The 18,408-nt window shown below is 37.9% G+C and carries 19 protein-coding genes; 13 read left to right on the top strand and 6 right to left on the bottom strand.

What is annotated here, in order from left to right:
- Positions 1-61: 61 nt before the first annotated feature.
- Positions 62-532, top strand: coding sequence for a LabA-like NYN domain-containing protein (locus EMK97_RS10685; RefSeq protein ID WP_130602012.1), 471 nt, complete (start codon positions 62-64; stop codon positions 530-532).
- A 7-nt stretch (positions 533-539) separates the two neighbouring features.
- Here the strand turns inward: EMK97_RS10685 and EMK97_RS10680 are convergent, their stop codons facing one another.
- The 3 genes from EMK97_RS10680 to EMK97_RS10670 form a co-directional block, all read right to left on the bottom strand.
- On the bottom strand, positions 540-1,232 hold the full coding sequence (locus EMK97_RS10680) for a TVP38/TMEM64 family protein (protein ID WP_130602010.1): 693 nt from the start codon (positions 1,230-1,232) through the stop codon (positions 540-542).
- Between the two features lie 32 nt (positions 1,233-1,264).
- Positions 1,265-3,439 carry an SHOCT domain-containing protein gene (locus EMK97_RS10675; RefSeq protein WP_130602008.1) on the bottom strand — a complete coding sequence of 725 codons (2,175 nt, stop codon included), beginning with the start codon at positions 3,437-3,439 and terminating at the stop codon, positions 1,265-1,267.
- 209 nt (positions 3,440-3,648) lie between these two features.
- Positions 3,649-4,308, bottom strand: coding sequence for a single-stranded DNA-binding protein (locus tag EMK97_RS10670; protein WP_246028762.1), 660 nt, complete (start codon positions 4,306-4,308; stop codon positions 3,649-3,651).
- 157 nt (positions 4,309-4,465) lie between these two features.
- Here EMK97_RS10670 and EMK97_RS10665 point away from each other — a divergent pair, with 157 nt between their 5' ends.
- Both EMK97_RS10665 and ftnA read left to right on the top strand, forming a co-directional pair.
- A complete protein-coding gene (locus EMK97_RS10665; protein WP_130602004.1) occupies positions 4,466-5,260 on the top strand; it encodes a class I SAM-dependent methyltransferase in 795 nt (264 codons plus the stop codon).
- A gap of 129 nt (positions 5,261-5,389) precedes the next feature.
- Complete coding sequence (ftnA, locus tag EMK97_RS10660) at positions 5,390-5,917, top strand: non-heme ferritin (protein ID WP_130602002.1); 528 nt, start codon at positions 5,390-5,392, stop codon at positions 5,915-5,917.
- A gap of 46 nt (positions 5,918-5,963) precedes the next feature.
- Here ftnA and EMK97_RS10655 read toward each other — a convergent pair whose 3' ends face one another.
- Together EMK97_RS10655 and EMK97_RS10650 are read right to left on the bottom strand one after the other, a co-directional pair.
- Positions 5,964-6,317 (bottom strand): winged helix-turn-helix domain-containing protein, encoded by a 354-nt coding sequence (locus tag EMK97_RS10655; RefSeq protein ID WP_130602000.1) that lies wholly within the window; start codon positions 6,315-6,317, stop codon positions 5,964-5,966.
- Complete coding sequence (locus tag EMK97_RS10650) at positions 6,307-7,839, bottom strand: hypothetical protein (RefSeq protein ID WP_130601998.1); 1,533 nt, start codon at positions 7,837-7,839, stop codon at positions 6,307-6,309. The genes EMK97_RS10655 and EMK97_RS10650 overlap by 11 nt, the downstream gene beginning before the upstream one ends.
- Positions 7,840-8,119: 280 nt before the next feature.
- On the opposite strand from EMK97_RS10650, the gene EMK97_RS10645 reads away from it, so the two are divergent.
- The 10 genes from EMK97_RS10645 to EMK97_RS10600 all read left to right on the top strand — a co-directional run bounded on the left by EMK97_RS10645 (position 8,120) and on the right by EMK97_RS10600 (position 17,020).
- A complete protein-coding gene (locus EMK97_RS10645) occupies positions 8,120-9,256 on the top strand; it encodes a BaiN/RdsA family NAD(P)/FAD-dependent oxidoreductase (RefSeq protein ID WP_425462195.1) in 1,137 nt (378 codons plus the stop codon).
- A 112-nt stretch (positions 9,257-9,368) separates the two neighbouring features.
- Positions 9,369-10,115: an Eco47II family restriction endonuclease gene (locus EMK97_RS10640; RefSeq protein ID WP_130601994.1), complete on the top strand. Its 747-nt coding sequence runs from the start codon at positions 9,369-9,371 to the stop codon at positions 10,113-10,115.
- A 99-nt stretch (positions 10,116-10,214) separates the two neighbouring features.
- Positions 10,215-11,459: a DNA cytosine methyltransferase gene (locus EMK97_RS10635; protein WP_130601992.1), complete on the top strand. Its 1,245-nt coding sequence runs from the start codon at positions 10,215-10,217 to the stop codon at positions 11,457-11,459.
- 70 nt (positions 11,460-11,529) lie between these two features.
- Positions 11,530-11,907 (top strand): DUF2237 family protein, encoded by a 378-nt coding sequence (locus tag EMK97_RS10630; RefSeq protein ID WP_130601990.1) that lies wholly within the window; start codon positions 11,530-11,532, stop codon positions 11,905-11,907.
- Between the two features lie 58 nt (positions 11,908-11,965).
- Positions 11,966-12,343: a DUF6559 family protein gene (locus tag EMK97_RS10625; RefSeq protein WP_130601988.1), complete on the top strand. Its 378-nt coding sequence runs from the start codon at positions 11,966-11,968 to the stop codon at positions 12,341-12,343.
- Positions 12,344-12,426: 83 nt separating this feature from the next.
- Positions 12,427-12,915: a chloramphenicol phosphotransferase CPT family protein gene (locus tag EMK97_RS10620; RefSeq protein ID WP_130601986.1), complete on the top strand. Its 489-nt coding sequence runs from the start codon at positions 12,427-12,429 to the stop codon at positions 12,913-12,915.
- 295 nt (positions 12,916-13,210) lie between these two features.
- Positions 13,211-13,486, top strand: coding sequence for a helix-turn-helix domain-containing protein (locus tag EMK97_RS10615; protein ID WP_211342238.1), 276 nt, complete (start codon positions 13,211-13,213; stop codon positions 13,484-13,486).
- A 4-nt stretch (positions 13,487-13,490) separates the two neighbouring features.
- Positions 13,491-14,747, top strand: a complete 1,257-nt coding sequence (locus EMK97_RS10610) for a HipA domain-containing protein (protein WP_130601984.1) — start codon at positions 13,491-13,493, stop codon at positions 14,745-14,747.
- Between the two features lie 139 nt (positions 14,748-14,886).
- Positions 14,887-15,483: a hypothetical protein gene (locus EMK97_RS10605; RefSeq protein WP_130601982.1), complete on the top strand. Its 597-nt coding sequence runs from the start codon at positions 14,887-14,889 to the stop codon at positions 15,481-15,483.
- A 202-nt stretch (positions 15,484-15,685) separates the two neighbouring features.
- Positions 15,686-17,020, top strand: a complete 1,335-nt coding sequence (locus EMK97_RS10600; RefSeq protein ID WP_246028761.1) for an N-acetylmuramoyl-L-alanine amidase — start codon at positions 15,686-15,688, stop codon at positions 17,018-17,020.
- Positions 17,021-17,077: 57 nt separating this feature from the next.
- On the opposite strand, the gene EMK97_RS10595 is transcribed toward EMK97_RS10600, so the two are convergent.
- Positions 17,078-18,268, bottom strand: a complete 1,191-nt coding sequence (locus tag EMK97_RS10595) for a serine hydrolase domain-containing protein (RefSeq protein WP_130601980.1) — start codon at positions 18,266-18,268, stop codon at positions 17,078-17,080.
- Positions 18,269-18,408: the final 140 nt, after the last annotated feature.

Here is an 18,408-nt window from a genome sequence, read left to right as displayed (position 1 = left end):
AAATAGCACACTAGTTGCGTGCTAAAGTTGGCTAAATGTAATGAAATTAGGACTTTTATAGATGAAAATTGCAGTATTTGTTGATGTACAGAATATTTACTACACCACGCGAGATTGTTATCAACGGCAATTTAATTATCGTCAGTTTTGGCAAATGCTTACGGCGCAAGGTGATATTGTTATCGCCAATGCTTATGCCATTCAGCGTAGCGATGATCAGCAACATAAATTTCAAACGGCACTTAAACACATAGGTTTTAACGTCAAACTTAAACCCTTTATTCAACGCAGTGATGGCTCAGCTAAAGGCGATTGGGATGTTGGTATTACTATCGATGTCATGGAGGCAGCAGCTCAGGTAGATAAAGTGGTGCTGCTCTCAGGTGATGGTGATTTTGATTTGTTATTACAACATATAAAGCAGAAACATAAAGTGAAAACGCAAGTTTTTGGTGTGGAAAAGTTAACAGCAAATTCATTGATTAACACTGCTGATTGCTTTGTTGCTATTGATAGCAGCTTATTAAAGTAACTATTGCTTAGGCCGTTTCTACCGATGATTGCTTATGCTGACGGTAAAGATAAGCACTGAGTATTAACGCGATTAAAAACAGTATGCCGCTGGCGAGCATTTCTGTTTGTGCTCCTAATCTAATGCCGCTACCTGCTAAAGAAAATATCACCATTTGTGGAATAAAGCCGATAAATGAGCCACTAACATAAGATTTCATTGATACCTTACTTACCCCGGCAACTATATTGGTTAAAAAGTTACTGCCAGCAGGTAAAAGCCGAATAATGACGGTTTTAATAAAGGTTTGTTGGCACAAAAATGCTGATAGTTTGGCAAGCTGTGTTGGGTAACGCGCTGTTATACGTTCGCTTAATAAAAATCGCGATACTGAAAAGGTGATAATACAGCCAATGGTTGCAGCACTTAGTGCGGTAATTGCCCCTATGGTTGCACCAAAGTTAATACCTGCAATAAGCGCGGCAATTTGCCTAGGTAGCGCGCAAGCCGTAGCTAAACTTAAAATAACCAGTAGTAAAGCGATGTTAGCGAATAAATGGCTTTCAGGGTTCGTTAAGGTTAATGCTGTGATTATTTGTTCTGAGAGTTGGCTAAAGCTGAAATTACTTTGTTGCGAAAACCAATATAGCGCCACGGTAATGATGACAATAGTGGCGCTAATAAGAATATTTCGTTTGTTGGCTAAACGATTAATGATCATAAATTGCTGCTTTGAGTAATGCTGGAGCTTTACTAATCAATTAAGTTTTTCAATAGTTTGGCTTTTGCTTGGGCAAATTCATCAGCACTTAAAAAGCCTTGTTGCTGCAATTTTACCAGTTTTTCTAGGGCAATGACCAATTCTGTATCTTCTTTACTTGAGTGTTGCTTGCTGCTTGGCTCTGCTTCAGTGCTTGCAGCCGTTGCTGCTTCTGTTGCATTTTCCTGTATTGTATTTTCTTGCACTGCTGGTTTTACCCTAGGCTCTGGATGCGTTGCTGGCCTTATGGCCGCAGCTTGCTTATGCAATGGTGTTTCATCGTGAGTTCTATGCTGATATAAAGCGACTTCTTCGGCACTAATTTTTGGTTTTTTATCTCGCTTGCCAGTTTGCTCAGGGGTAATGTTTTGCGCAATTAGCCAGCACCATTCAACTAAATCATCAACAACTTCAAAGTAACTTTTCTTGGTAATACGATTATTGCCTTTGCGTAAGTAGAGGCAGGTAATGTAGTTCTGCTTATTATGATCCGTTAAAACCAAAGATAATCGGCGTACTTTGCCTTCAATCATTTTGTCGGCATGCTCTTTTTTTAGCGTATCTCTTAATTGGTGCTCTAGTTCATTATCAAAACCAAAGGCGAGTTCGCTATTTACTTCAACTAGGCAGTTATCACCCAGCAATACTTGGCAAGCTCGTATGTTAGATAATTTAATGTCAACACCATTAGTTTTTTCATGTCGCCTATACAAGGTCAGGGCATGATTCTTGTCATCATAGCTAATTGTGGCGTACTGTTTTCTCACTAAGGTTTTAGCAGAATGCTTTTTCTTGATGGCTTTGGCTGCGAAATACCAAAATATTAAGACAAGAACTGCCAATACAATACTAACCATAAGGCTAGTATTTGCTTGCTGGTCAGTTGTGTTATTGTTTAGCTTGTTATGCTGATGTAATTGATAAATAGCACTGTCATTACCATTAAAAAACAGCAATTCACCGTTAGCATCGGCATGTAAAGTCAGTGAGCTTTCTTTAGGTATGTGTTGACTAAATTGCCACTCTAGTTGCGGAGGTAGCAGTTTATTAGATGGCTGGTTATCTAAACTTGCTAACGAGAAAAGCTGCCAACCATTGTTAGTATTTTGTACGAGTAATAACTTGTTTAATAGGCTTGGGGTATTTCTGCCTCGATAAACCAGCATACTTTGTTCATTAAGTGTGCGCATGCTTTTATAGAGGCTTTTTGCCGGCGCTCGGTTGCGCCAATCATCCCCTGCTGAGCTAAGAGAGAGTCGCTGCTGCAAAGTATCATTTTCTTGATATCGGTGTGAAATTAATAACTGTTCACTATTTTTATTAGGCCAAACAAATTGCTGAATATCTTGGTTGCCTAAGGTGTAAATAGCATCATTAATATTGTTATGACGTAGAAACGGATTAGTGTTTGGAATGCTGTAGTTACGCAGACCGTATTTTTTCGGGTTAATTCTTAAAATAGCGCCAGAATATAAAGGGTACGCTTGTAAGTCTTTTGTCGCGCTTAATGCGAGATATAAAAGACCAAAATTTTCATTCCAAGACTTAATATACGGATTAAATGCTAGCTGATTAATACCTTTGCTCTGGCTTGTCAGGGCTATGCGCAATACTTCTCTTTTATTTGCGCTATCTAGCTTTTTTAAATTGGCGAGACTAAGTTGCCATTGTGTTAAGACCGCATCATAGTCAAAGTCTGCTTTGGCACTGCGCTCGCTTAGTCTTGCTTGGTTACGGTTTTTTTTGGCCTGCTCCACATGAGCGGTATAAAAGGTAGCAAAGCCTTTTTGGTCTTTTAAATTAAAGTTGGGGTGTAGTGTGAAGGCAGTAAAGCGCTTTACTTGCGCTGTATTTGCCTTGCTGTTTAAATCTATCAGTAAGTGTTCACTATTGCTTTCTTGAGAGGTAATTAAATGCAACTGTCCTTGATTATTAAAAGCAAAATAATCACCTTGACGGCTAGGGTGAGGGAAGATTTGTTGCCACTGTGATTGCTGAGCATTGCTTAGCTGGCTTATTTGTCCTAAGGAAAAATCGTTGCTTTGAGCGAAAACGATTGAATGAATAAAAATAAGGCTGATAGCAAGTAAATAGCTTAGTCGTTTTCTTGTTTGAGTTGCTGCGTTGTGTTTATTGTTATTGGCACTCATTCGGTTCTGTTTTTCCATGTAATTGAGGTAAATACCTTTTTTAGTCAAGGTATGGGTATCAACAAGGTGTGCTGCTCACTAGTGTCTATCCCTGTGTAAACTCTGAACATTATAGTGAAAATGAAAAAAAATTAAACAGTTTGCGTAGAAGGCTCATTACTTGCTTATTATTTGCTTATATCCGTTTAGTTGCTGAATTATGAGACAAATCTTAATAACCCCTAGCACTAGAATAAGTGCAATTTATTGACATCAATATATTGAGACTTGTTGCTGGCGTAACTAAGTTTACCTTCTACCATCAGCTCTTGATTAGCTTGACCATGCTCAGCTAAATATTGTGCTAACTTGCCCCAGACATGAATTGAGCGCTCTATTAATGAGTTTTGCCAACATTGTTTTTCATGGGAGTAATTATGTTGATGAATAACAATGTCTGCTTGGCACAGTTGTTTGCCATGCTCTGTTAACATCAATTTAGGCTGGCTAGTGAGTTTAGCGCTACAGTGAATTTGATTAATTGACTGAGTGTAACCCTTAGCAAAACGCTGAATAAAGTTGGCATGAACTATATCGTGATGCTCGGTTTGGTTGGTTTTTAATTTACTTAAATGACCATGCACTAAAATGATATCGCCTTTTTGTGCTTGCAATAGTGCTTGTTCAACTAACTCACCTTCAACCTTAATGTGATGATAACTCGTCCACTCTTTGTATTGGTTCGTGTTTTTGTCTAACCATTTACTATGAGTTGCTAAGGTGATTTCTGTAATCGCACAAACCGGGTTAGCGCGATAGCGAATATCAGGCGTAGATACTAAATTACCTAGCAAGGTTACTGCACATAATTGTGGTGCTTGTGTGGTCGCAGTGGTTGATTGTTGCACGATAATTTTCCAAATTCAGTTAAAGCTTAATTAATTCAATTGGTACAAGGCATAGCTATGAAAAGCTTGCTTAAGTTTATATACTTAAGCGGGCAAAGTATATATGGCATACGGCTATATGTTGAAGGCTTTGTATCGAATTTATTAGATGAAAAATATGAAGACAGAATTAGCGGTTGCCGTTGCATACACCGATTCAATAGATAGTGAGCAAGCCAAGAAAATTGCCAAAAAATGGCAGTTTGAATATATAGGTGATGTTGCTGCTATTGCTAAACGAGCCGATCTTGCTTATGTACTGCAAGTACACGAACAAGCGTTAGAGCTACGCAAATTAGATGAGCCAAAGCTTGGCGCGATAAAGGTTGATTTAGTTGCCGGCGCAGCAGCCCATCGACGTAAATTTGGTGGCGGCAGAGGGCAAGATATAGCGAAAGCGGTTGGTTTAAAGCATGGCTTTACTCCGCATGTGCTTGATGCCACTGCGGGTTTAGGTAGAGATGCATTTGTTTTGGCTAGCTTGGGCTGTCAATTAACCTTAATGGAGCGTATGCCCGTGGTTGCTGCCTTGTTAGATGATGGCTTAGCAAGGGCGCAATTAAACGTCGATGTTCAAGATATTGCCAATAATATGGCACTCATTCATGCATCTTCAATTGATAATATGTCGTTAGCCAACCAGCCAGATGTGGTTTATCTTGACCCTATGTATCCGCATCGAGAAAAATCTGCCGCGGTTAAAAAAGAGATGCGTATTTTTCAGTCTTTAGTCGGTGAAGATTTAGATGCGGATGCCTTGTTAGCGCCGGCATTGGCGTTAGCGAAATATCGTGTCGTGGTAAAGCGACCAAGTTATGCGCCGCCATTGGCAGATAAAAAACCATCTATGTCGATAAAAATGAAGAAAAATCGTTTTGATGTTTATGTTAATCAAGCAATACCTAAAGTCTAATAGTAATAATTACTATTTATAATTCATTGTATTTATTGCTTTTATTAGAAACTGGTTACATTTTTTAGCTTGAAACTTGCTTGGCTTCAAGGCAAGATCGCTGCACTTTAATTTATATAGGCTTTTGTCATGTTAAAAACGGAAATGGTAAAGAAGTTAAACCAACAACTTAACTTAGAATTTTACTCAGCTAACTTGTATTTACAAATGAGCGCTTGGTGTGAAGAAAAGGGCTTTGCGGGCGCAGCGAAATTCTTAAGTGAGCATGCAAAAGAAGAAATGGATCACATGCACAGATTATTCACTTACGTCAGTGAAACGGGTGCATTACCTATTATTGGTGCTATTGATGCACCACCGCATGATTTTGAGACTTTAGGTCAATTATTTGAACTTACTTATGAGCACGAGTGTTTGATCACTGAGCGCATTAATGACTTAGCGCATGAAGCTTTTTCTAATAAAGATTACTCTACCTTTAATTTCTTACAGTGGTATGTTGCTGAGCAGCACGAAGAAGAAACCTTATTTAAAGGCATTTTAGATAAAATTAACTTAGTGGGCGATGACGGCCACGCGTTATTCTTTGTTGATAAAGATTTAGCTGAAATGGCTCAAGGCGGTAACACTAGCATAATGACAGATGCTAACGCCTAGTAAAACTAATCTATGCTTCCTAACACGCTGTTAGGAAGCAAGCTTCCTAGCACTGCAATAAACAAACATAACCTAAGCCACGTACCGTTTTTATCGGTTGACTGCTATCAATGGCTAATAGTTTCCTACGTATATTGGCGATATGGCTATTAATACTCTTATCACATTGATGAATTTTTCGGCGAAAGACTTTTTCAGCAATGGTTTCGCGTGAGACAATATCACCCGCATTTTGCAGCAATTCAATAAGTAAATTAAACTCCAAGCCTGTTAGGGTAACTTCTTGTTGATGAAAGAATACCTTTCGATTACCCGGGTTAAGCTCAAGTTGATTTAACACGAGTTTCGCTAATGCTGTCTTTTCAATGATATGGCTAGTATCAGATGTGCTAGTCGTCATTATCACTTTCCTGCGCTAACACTTGCTCAATTAAACTTGCTTTATAGCCAGTTGCTGAGGCTTCACTTACCTCAAGTACTAAAAATTGCTCGCTACTTTGCTCATCTAGTAGCAGCTCAAAAGAATTGAGGATAATGCGACTACCGTTTTCTTGCGCAATAACAAACACTTGATAGCTATTGTTTTGTAAGCTGATCTCATTGGTTTCTTTATAGTTAATGGTGCGATGATAGAGGGCAGTATCTATGGTTTCATCGTTTCTAACAAAGTACACCTGAACTTGGTCAAATTCATCAGACTGTACTAAGTTGACGATTTCAATCTCATGCTCATAAATACTGGTGCTTAGGCTATTGTTCACAACGAGTGAGTATAGGTTGATATCGATTTCATCAATAATGCCATCACCATTTTCGTCAATGTTTCCGTCGCCGTCACTATCAACGTACTCTTCTTCAGCGTAGAAAAACACGGTTTTATTGCTGTTTTCATTGAGTGAAATTAGGTGGTTACTTAGTAGTGGTTGCTCATCTTGAGTGTTCACTAAATCTAAGCTGTAATCGCCGCTGGCTAACTGTAATTCATCACTTATTTCACCAAAGTTTAATAGCGGAATTTCAGGCGTTTCATCAATACCGTTAACGTATAATGATAAGTTGCCTTGATAGTTGCTTAATTCGGCATGTGGTGCTACCGCGTTATAGGCTCTAATGGTGGTTTCGGCGTTATCATCAACATATTCAGTAATAGAAGAGTTGGATAGTTTATCGATAACAAAGGGAGATGAACCTGCGCCTAAGTTTTCCCGTAAGGCAATCACATACTGTGAACTATAGGCAAAGTTAATGCTGTGTGACTGAAATAATACTTCATCACTGCCAGCAGCGGTAATGTAAAAAATATAGCTTTGCTGCGCTATTTTTTGGTTCTCGGTAAGCTCTTGATAATTCACTTGAGAAAATAGCTGCGCTTGCGCGAAAGTTTCATCTTCAGTTGAATAATAGAAATCAACTTGCGGTTGCTCAGCATGCATATTAAGTACACGCATATTAAATAAGTCATCATCGTCATCTGAATCATCATCAATTACAGGAATGTCATAGATGATAACCTCAGGCGATAAAATACTGTTAGCAAGCACTATCATTTGAATATTATCGTCTGTAACTGTTAATTGCCCTTGATGAATTAAGTTGAGGTTTTCACTCGATGAGTTATCGCCATCTTGCCAAGCTAATTGATAGTCATAATTATTTGTTTCTAAAGAAAAGTTGCTATTAGCTTTGGTATAGGCAATACCTGAGTAAGTGTTTTCATAATGATCGTTATCGCTGTCGGCATCGACATTGATATCTTCATCTAGGGTAAGGTAAATATTGGGAGCATCTTTTGATAGGTTATAGAGTTTAACAAAGCCTTCTGTGCTACTTTCATCGCTGGAATTACACGCCATTAATGTAAGCAACGTAGTGGCTAATATGCTGGTTCGACCGTAAGATTTTATGTGTTGTGTATTTATCATTTTTCTACCATTTTTGCTGTGACTGACTGTGGTGCAGCCGTGTTATACAAACAATAGAGGACGAGATAAATAAAGCGTTCATGGCTTTACATAACCTTTGCACTTCTTTATTTTTCTTCACAGAAATGTGCAAACAATAAGGAAATTTACACCTGAAAATACCCTTGGCGACTAGCTGTTCACTAGGTGACTCTTTATAATAGCGCGGTAATTTAAAACGCTAGGAATTTACGTGATTAAAACAGATGTTGTCATTATTGGTGCTGGCGCGGCGGGCTTAATGTGTGCCGCACAAGCAGGGTATCGAGGCCGAAGTGTTGTCGTTGTCGATATGGGCAAGAAACCTGCGCGTAAAGTGTTAATTAGCGGTGGCGGCCGCTGTAATTTCACTAATGAAAATGCTAACCCTGACAACTATTTATGTAAAAACCCTCATTTTGTTAAATCTTGTTTAAGTCGCTACAGCGCGCAAGACTTTATCGAGCTTGTTGAACGCCACGGTTTAAATTACCACCATAAAACCTTAGGTCAGCTGTTTTGTGATAATAACGCTCAAGATATTGTTGATATTTTGATGACCGAATGTGAATGGGCTGGTGTAGAAGTAAAACTGAGAAGCGAAGTACTTTCGGTAGAAAAGTCAGAATCTGGCTACTTAGTAAAAACCACTGATGCTAGCTATACGTGCGAGTCTTTAGTGGTTGCATCTGGCGGCTTAACTATGCCAAAACTTGGTGCAACACCCATAGGTTATCAAATTGCTGAGCAGTTTGGCCTAAATATTATTGAAACCATGCCAGCCTTAGTGCCCTTTACTTTACATGATCATGACAAAGCACGCTTTGAAGGCTTATCAGGCATTTCCATTGATTGTTTAGTGTCATCTGAAAACGGTAAAAGCTTTCGCGAAAACATCTTGTTCACTCATCGTGGTTTATCAGGACCTGCTATTTTACAAATATCATCATTTTGGCGAGCAGGGCAGGAGGTCACCATTAACTTGTTACCAGACAGCAATCTTGTTGAAACTATTGCACAGTGGCGCGCTGAGCAAGGGCAAAAATCACTGAAAAATCTAATGGCAACCGTGCTACCTAAACGCTTTGTTGAGGTATTGGTAAAAGAGCAAGTCATTGCTGAAAAAGCGGTAAATCAACTAAGTCATAGTGAAATTGAACAATTAGCCAATACCATTCACGGCTGGCAAATAAAGCCCAATGGCACTGAAGGCTATAGAACCGCAGAAGTAACCTTAGGTGGTGTTGATACCGATGAATTATCAAGTAAAACCTTTGAAAGTAAAAAACAGCCGGGCTTGTTCTTTATTGGCGAAGTAATTGACGTTACTGGTTGGCTGGGGGGCTATAACTTCCAATTTTGCTGGGCAGCTGGTTTTGCCTGTGGGCAGGTGGTTTAGTGCTTAGTTAGTTTTGGCTTCATTGACTCAACTTAACAAGAAATACACAGAATAATCAGTTAGAGTGTTCAAATAGAATTTTAACGATTGAAATTTAATTAGGTAGATTTAAATGCGTTCTAAATACGGCCTTTCTTTTATATCAGATGATGATTTGTACAAACATGTTCAAGAAACGATAAAAAAATATCGCTTCTCTATTAATTTGACACAATTCAATAAAAACTTAGTTGATCCGATCAAACTAACATTTGATTCAAAAGTGTATGGTAAATCAATAGAAGAAATAATTGAGTCCGAATCACTCAGGCAAATAGATAAGTCAAATACAAACCACATTGGTTATTTTCATCAAAATATTTTTCAGTATTTTGATGGGTGGGAAGTTCCACCCAAAGGGTTTGATGTTGTACATAAAACATCACACATCTTCGCTGAAATGAAAAATAAGCACAATACAATGAATTCAGCATCATCTCAAAAAACTTATATAAAAATGCAGCAAAGCATTTTAAGAAATGATGAAGCTACATGCTATTTGGTTGAAGTAATAGCAAGAAACAGTCAAGACATTCCTTGGGTTATCAGTTTAGATAGCGAGCAAATGTCAAATAAAAATATTAGACGAATTTCTATTGATCTTTTTTACGAAAAAGCCACTGGCGAAAAGTTTGCATTTAAACAGCTTTGTGAAGTATTGCCTAAAGTTATTGATGATGTAATTGCCGAAGAAAAACTTGGCAAAATAGAAAATTCAGTCTTCAGTGAATTAAAAGGTATTTCACCAGACATCGTAAAAAGTATTTATTTACTTTCATTTAAAAAATATGAAGGTTTTGATGGGCTTGCGTTTAAATAGATTTTAATAGAATAAAAAAAAGTATATTTTACTGGCCCAGATTCAAAATTAACTGTATACTTAAACAGTAATTAAAGTTGGAGATATTGGAAGCGTCGAATGAATGATGTCCATGCAAAATTAGATAGCCACTTTAGCTTAGAGGTATTGGCTGACATATTATCACTACCTAAAAAGTCAATAGAGTCGAGAATAAATAAAGGAGAGTTAGCTCCTTGCCCTGAATCTGGATTGATAGATAAAGCTCAAGTTCTTCACTTCCCACAAGTTAAAAGTATTCACGAATCAAGATGGGATGAAGAATTAAAAATAAAGCCTATCCGACCTTATAAATTAATTGAATTATTTGCAGGAGGAGGTGGGCTTGCATTGGGGATGGAGCAGGCTGGATTTGAAAGTGTGTTGTTAAATGAATGGGATAAACATGCATGCTCTACTCTTCGTCATAACAGACCTGAGTGGAATGTAGTAGAAGGCGATATATCGAATATTGATTTCACGAGTATAAATGAAGAAATCGATGTATTAACAGGGGGGTTCCCTTGCCAAGCATTCTCATATGCAGGTAAGAGTTTAGGGTTTGAAGATACTAGAGGTACATTGTTTTTTGAGATGGCAAGAGCTATCAAAGAAACACAGCCTAAAGTCTTTTTGGCTGAAAATGTAAGAGCTCTTTTGACTCATGAAAATGGAAAAACACTTGAGATAATAAAAAGTGTCATAGATGAATTAGGTTATATTTTGGTTGAGCCGAAGGTCGTGAAGGCTATTTTCTATAAAGTACCGCAGAAACGTGAAAGGTTAATTCTAGTAGGTATTAGAAAGGATATATTTGAAAATTCAAAGGCAAAATTTGAATGGCCATCTCCTTACAAAAGAATTATGACTTTAACTGATGCTTTTAAGAAAGGTGAGTTATACGAAACAGATGTTGCAGAATCTGCCGGTCAGATCTATCCCAAAAGGAAAGCTGAGATAATGGAAAATGTCCCTCAAGGAGGATATTGGCGAAACTTAAGTGATGACCTTCAAAGAGAATATATGCAAGGTAGCTACTTTCTTGGTGGGGGAAAAACAGGTATGGCGAGACGACTCTCAATGGACGAACCTAGTCTAACCTTGACTACATCGCCCGCACAAAAGCAGACTGAACGCTGTCATCCAACAGAAACTAGACCTTTACAATCAAGAGAATATGCAAGGATTCAAACATTTCCAGATAATTGGGAATTTCAAGGTCCTTTATCTGCCGTGTACAAACAAATAGGTAATGCGGTTCCTGTTAATATGGCTGCTGCCTTAGGGCGCTCCGTAGTTAGACTGCTAAATGAACTAGAAGCCTAGCTAGGTCAGATCTAAGTACTCTACACAATAAACGATTAGTTTTTTACTGGAATAAACAAAAGGTACAGTTATGGAAATGGATGAATCACTTAATGTTTTTGGTGAAGAATTAGAAATATGCTGTGTAAATCCCGTTACGGGAATTTATCGCGATGGTAAATGTAATACCAATAAAGAGGATGTTGGCTCACATACGGTTTGTGTTAATGTCACAAAAGAATTTTTGGAGTACTCAAGGTTTAGAGGAAATGATTTATCTACGCCAATCCCAGAGTATAATTTTAAAGGTTTAAAGCCAGGTGATAGCTGGTGTTTATGTGCTACTCGATGGCTTGAAGCACAGCAGAGTAATATGGCGCCTCGAGTGCACCTAAAAAGAACACATATTAAAGCGTTGGATATTATTCCCATGGCATTACTTAAACAATACGCAGTTGATTTGAATTAGCCGCTTATTTTTGTGGAATAAAGTGTTGTGAAATAAAGCGAAAAAGGAGTTTAGCTAAATGTTCGATATGTTTAAGAACAATCCAATTTCTTCAATTGCTTGTGTGTTACCACCCGCACTGGTTAATGCCTTTGCAAAGCAAAACTTCTATTCACCTGAGCAAGTCAGGCATGTTTTTACTAATGAGCTAAAAACTGAGCACAATATTGAATATGCTTTGGCAATGTTTTGCTCACAACTTGACTTTGATGCATTGCAATTAGCAGTAACTTATAAGGAGCTGCGTGCAAATGTTGCTAAAGAATGCTTTGGCGGTTGGCCTCGCTTTAACTTCGATTCACTATTAGATTATTCTCGCCAGTCAGCGGGAGCGGGTGGTGGCTTTGCTGGTGATGGCGGCTGTGGCGATGGTGCTTGCGGCGGAGGTGGCGAATAGCCATTTAACAGCTTATTAAAATGTCGAATCCGAAAAGTTTAGCTTAAGCGCGGTTTAAGGCTTTCAGTAGATTTATTAATAATATGAATGGTAATGTAATTATACTTAATGGCGCTTCAAGTGCTGGAAAAACCACTCTATCTAGGTGCCTGCAATCTACATTTTCAGAGGTTTATTTAGTTTGTTCTTTAGACGCCTTTTGGAACATGACCCCTTATGATATCCCCGCAGGCTCAAAGAATTTTCCTAACATGAAACTTGCGCTAGCTAAATCAGTGAAAGCATTGGCAGAAACTGGCCACAATGTAATTGTTGATATTGTTTTTTGTGGAGAAAAAACCTATCGAGAAATGACAAGTGAGCTGAGTCAGCTTAACTTAACCTTAGTTAAAGTAGAGTGCTCATTGGAAGAGCTGGAAAAGCGCGAACTTGCTCGAGGAAATCGCAAAGTTGGCTTGGCGAGTTCACAATATGAAAGCGTTCATCGCGGTGTACTATATGACTTAACCGTGAATACGGAAAAATACTCGCCAGAGCAATGCGCACAAGCGATACTAGATAGTATGGATTAGATTGGCTCTAGTTGAAGGAAATCAAATTTAAAGCCATCAGGTTAAGTATTGTATTGTTCAAATAGGCAATCTATAAAATCTATGCTTTTAGAACTAGACAGCTAGTGTTTGTAATTAAGCAGGCATCTGTTAAATCAATTATTTTAGTAACCACCAAGCATTTATTTATGCGTTCGTATAAATAAAGGTTTGGTAGCTCTTTTGTTATTGTATTTTTATGCGTTCGTATAAAAATATAATAATTAGAGGCTTTTTATGTTAGAGTTTATGTGTACGCATAAATAAGGTGGCTCTAATGAAAATTAAAGTGAAAAATATACAGCAGCTAGGATCCGTATCAAAACTGGTAAGAAAAAGTCAGTCACTTGATCAAGAGACAGCAGGTTTACTATCTGGAAATGGTTTAACTTTCATTAGTCAATTTGAAAATGGGAAAGAGACCGTTGAAATTGGTCGAGTACTAAATTTATTGGAACAGTTAGGTATAGAGCTTGAAATTAACTTACCACCCAATTTATCCGACAAAACAATTGATAAGCTTAAAGAAATACACGACAAGTATGTAGGGTAAGTCAATGCGAAAGCTGAATGTATTTATTAATCACTTAAAAGTAGGTTCTTTATTTGAAGAAGATGATATATGGGCTTTTCAATATTCTGAGGATTGGCTTCACTTTGTGGATAGATACCCTATTTGTCCTCAAATCCCACTGCAAACAGAAAAACAGCTAGATGGTTCAACAAAACGATATATCCAATGGTTTTTTGATAATTTATTACCTGAAGAAGGGGCTAGAACTTTACTAGCAGGAGACATAAAGATAGATGAAGCTGACTCTTTTGGTATTTTATCAATAACTGGAGCTGAGTCTGCAGGGGCAATGACCCTATTACCTTCAGAAGCAGATGATGTTAAAGCAGGGGTTATTGAATTGTCTTATGCGGAATTAAACTCTCGCATCAAAAATTTGCCAGATATTCCATTAAATAATAAGGAAAGTAAGCGAATGTCTATCGCAGGGGCTCAACATAAAATGTTGATCATTAAGCATGGCGATCAATTTTTAGAGCCTGTAGGTGCTACTCCATCTTCACATATACTAAAACCAGAACATTCAAAACCAGAGTTTTATTGGCAAACCGTTAGGAATGAGTGGTTTGTGATGAATTTGGCGAAGGCTGTTGGGTTAGATGTACCTCATACAGAGGTTTGTTACCTTCCTGAACCCGTATATATTATTGAAAGGTTTGATAGAGTCGCTCTATTTCCTAATCAGCTTAGGGTGCATGCTTTGGATGGATGTCAATTACTGGGCTTAAGTCGATCACTTAAATATGCTCAAAGTAATGTAAAACAACTCTATCAATTTACAGAAACTTTGAGAGCAAAAGGTAAGGCAAAAATTACAGTTTTTAATTGGGCTATTTTTAATGCCATCGTAGGAAACACGGATGCTCATTTAAAAAATTTATCTTGCCTAGTAACCCCTAATGGAGTGGTATTATCACCAATGTACGATTTGATAAGTACAGCTATATATGATGGGCGTCATTTAAATGCTGAATTATCTCAGCCCATGGGAAAAGCAAAAGCACTGGGAGAGTTAACCCGAGCTGATGTCTTAGATTTTGGTGAAGGACTTGGTTTAAATAAAACTTTATCTCAACGTGAGCTTGATAAAATGCTCAAAATAATTGAAATCGAAGCCGATAAAATCATCGAAAATGTCTCTACTTTTAAAGGTATACCTAATAAAGCTGGTGAACTTCGTATGCTAAGAGAGATTCGTTATAAAATGATCCAAGAAATGGTGGCAAGGTTACATACTTAAATTTCTTTTTTCGCAGAAAATGGTTTTTTTATGTTGATGCGCGGTAATACAAAGTCATTTGATTTAGTGGTGCAATATCCGCAAAAGCAAACAGAAAAGGGTCATGGCTGGCTTTACTAATATATAAAGGGAAATTAACATGTTCAAGGAAGATGAAAAAGTTCATACGTTAACTTCTTCTGGGGCGACAAACTTTAGAAGCAGTAAATTAGATTTTACCAGAAACAAAATTAGAGTAATTTCGACCTGGCAGAGGTTTTTATTTGAAGCTTGGTTTCACTTATTAAACTGTATTTTTTTTGTTTTTATCTCGTCAATTATTTTAGAGGATACAAGTAACTATAATCCGTATGAAGAAATATTTTGGATTTTTGTTTTTTGTTTATTCTTTAGTACCTTAGTTAGGCTCGGTTTGGGCTTAAGAAGCAAAGTAAAATATTTTGATTTAGAGAAAGGCACTTTTTGTGTGGCTAACTCATTTAAAAAATACCCGACTGTGCCTATAGCTGACATAGATAGGCTATATATGATTCGCTTTTATCATAGTACTTCTAACAACAGCTATAACGGCTATGAATTTACCCTAAAGACTAAATCTGGCGATATATATTTGCTTATGTGTCATTCAGATGGTTACGCTATGAAAAACGAAATTAAAAAACTAGCGAGCGTTTTAGCGGTACCTTATGAAATTTTACGGGCTGATGAGATTTACCAAGAAGCTATTAAAGATTAAGCCTTTTAACTCTCGCTGAATGAGCAAATAGTTAATTCTATTGCTATTAGTTCAGTAATCATCAGAAGTTTACCTTTGGTATTTTTAAGAGTATTGCTTTTACAGACAAACTTTATCGCCATGGCACATTGATTGTTGTTTATGATTAATGTTATAGAATAACAATTAACCCCATAAAGTTAACGTTAATCTGAAAAACCACGTGATTACTGACAATAAAAAATATAATTTAGTTAACAACTTTACCCTGACATTATGCTTACTTGCCTGCATGCTGCTTAGCGGTTATGTACAGGCAAAAAATAGCATAGATGGCGTGCGTATATGGCCTACACCTGATAGCACGCGCGTAGTGTTTGACCTGAAAAAAAAGCCTAAATACAAGTACTTTACTCTAAACTCACCAAGACGTTTAGTGATAGATATTGCTGATACTAGCGCCAGCCTTGCTTTGCAAAATCTAGCTAACAATGACAAACGAATTAAGAAGATAAGAAAAAGTAAACCCAAAGATAAAAATTCTACTCGCTTAGTGCTTGAGCTAGCAGATGAGTATCAATTATCACTTTTTCCATTAGCACCAACGGGCAGTTACGGTAATCGCTTGGTGGTTGATTTACATGATTTGAATAAGCGCAGTGCGAAGAAAAAATCTGTTACTCGGCCGCAAGAAGTAATCGTAGCCATAGTGGCAGGTCATGGTGGCGATGACCCTGGCTCTATCGGTTATAAAGGCACTTATGAGAAAAAGGTGACTTTAGCTATCGCAAAAAAACTGGCTAAATTAATTGATAAAGATGTGCATATGAAATCGGTGATGATTCGCGAGGGTGACTATTATGTTACTCATGCGAGAAAGCCAAAACTTGCTCGAGGAAATCAAGCAGATTTATTAATTTCAATTCATGCCGATGCCTTTACTTCACCTAAGCCTCGTGGCGCTTCGGTATTAATTCAATCAACACGCAGAGCAAATTCAGAATTTGCTCGTATGATTGAAAACCGAGAAAAAGAGTCAGAATTACTTGGTGGTGCTGGCGATACCATTAAGCATACACACGATTCCAATCTTGCCGTAGCTTTGGCAGATATGACCAAAGAGCACACCATGAAAAGTAGCTATGAATACGCTGAAGATGTGCTTAAACAATTAAAGAAAATTACTAAATTGCATAAGAAAAAGCCAGAAGGTTTGAGTTTGGCTGTGCTTAAAGCGCCAGATATACCCTCGGTATTAATTGAAACCGGTTTTATGTCCAATCCGCATGATGAAAAGAACCTGACTAATCCAAAACACCAAGAGAAGTTAGCGAGAGCGATATATAACGCAACTAGCACCTTCTTTAATCGCAATCCGCCGCGCGGTACTTTGTTGGCGTCTACGCAAAGCATTAAGCATAAAGTGAGGCGAGGTGATTCTTTATCTGTGCTGGCAAATCGCTATAAAACCTCGGTAGCTCATATCAAAAAGACCAATAACCTTAACTCTAATGCGATAAAAGTAGGGCAGGTTTTAACCATAACTAGGCTCAACTAAGCGCGATTAAATTTGCGCTTAGCTGGCCTGTAGAGTCGATATTTAAATAACCTCAGATTAAATTGCTTTATTATTGATAAATGCCGGTAAGATGCTGTTAGTAAGCTGATCAAATATGGTGTCTTCGCGATCATGACCGGTAAGAACTATCACTAAATTAAGCTCATCGACAACAATAATACGGTTGCCACCAGCACCCCAAGTTAAGGTTAGGTCATAGCTTTTATCAGCGATCGTAATATCTGTTTGATACCATAAGTAGCCATAGAAAAAGCTTTTTGGTTGCCAGTCTTCATTAGTTTGGCTTAGCGCGCTGGTCGCTTTAGTTAAAAAATCGCTTGAAAGTAGCTGTTCGCCTTGCCACTTGCCGTCATTTAGTACCAAAGAGCCGAGTTTTAGCATATCACGAGAGGTGAGGCTGGCACGAGCATCGCCAACTGGCAGGCCGCTATGATCGTTTCTCCACGTGTAGTTATTGATGCTTAACTTATCAAGCAGCTCTTTTTTAATAAAGTCTTCTGCGCTACCAGGTACTATTGCATCGATTACTTGCATCACCATAATTGGGTCTGTGCCTTGATACTTAATGGTTTGTGATTTTTCAGTAATGGGTTCACTTAGCGATAAAAATGCCTGTACTTGTGCTAAACCACTGTATTTCTCTCGGTTTTCTCGAAACTCAGTTAATTGGTCATCAGTAAAGCGTAGTCCTGAACTCATGTTTAGCGCATGATGTAGTGTGATTTTTTCAGCGCCTTCAACAAACTTTTCTGGCTGCAAATCTTTTAAAAAACTAACCAGTGGTTTGTTTAAATCTTCCATGGTTAGGTAGCCCAGTTGCATCGCACGAGCCAGTACTAAACCTGTATAGCCTTTGGTCGCAGAGGCTTGAAAGTGAGGTAGGTTTATTCGGCCGCGTTTATAATATGATTCAAAAATAAGCTCACCGTTATGTTGAATCAACAGGCTGTCGTAGTCGCCTAATTCATTATTCGCCAGTTGTTTCGCTAGCGCTAGAATGTTTTCGTTGTTTTTATGATTAGCGTTTAAGTGACCAACCGTAAGGCCATCGTTTTTATTTGTTGGCGTGCTATCAATAAAGGGCTTTTTAAGCGCAGGCAAATCCCAAAATGATATTTTGCTTTCTGCTACGCTTGCTTCTGGTGCTTGGTTTGAATGAGCAAAGCTGCTCAGACTAACCATAAGTGTTAAGGCTGCCAACTGTTTGATTTTAGATTTCACTACCATTTACCTTCCTTTTAGTAAGTCGTATTTTCTTTTAATGATGCGTATTGAGCGTTAGTGTTACTTGTGTTGTTAGTGGTTTCACTAGTACACATATTGCGCTCTTGCTAGCTAGGCTGAAAACTACTGTGGAGCTTGTTTTA

Origin of the sequence: Litorilituus sediminis (genome assembly GCF_004295665.1) — a bacterium.
In the GTDB taxonomy this organism is placed as follows: Bacteria; Pseudomonadota; Gammaproteobacteria; order Enterobacterales; family Alteromonadaceae; genus Colwellia; species Colwellia sediminis.
Note: the sequence above shows the minus strand (reverse complement) of the source record. Positions and strands in the feature narration are given on the sequence as shown.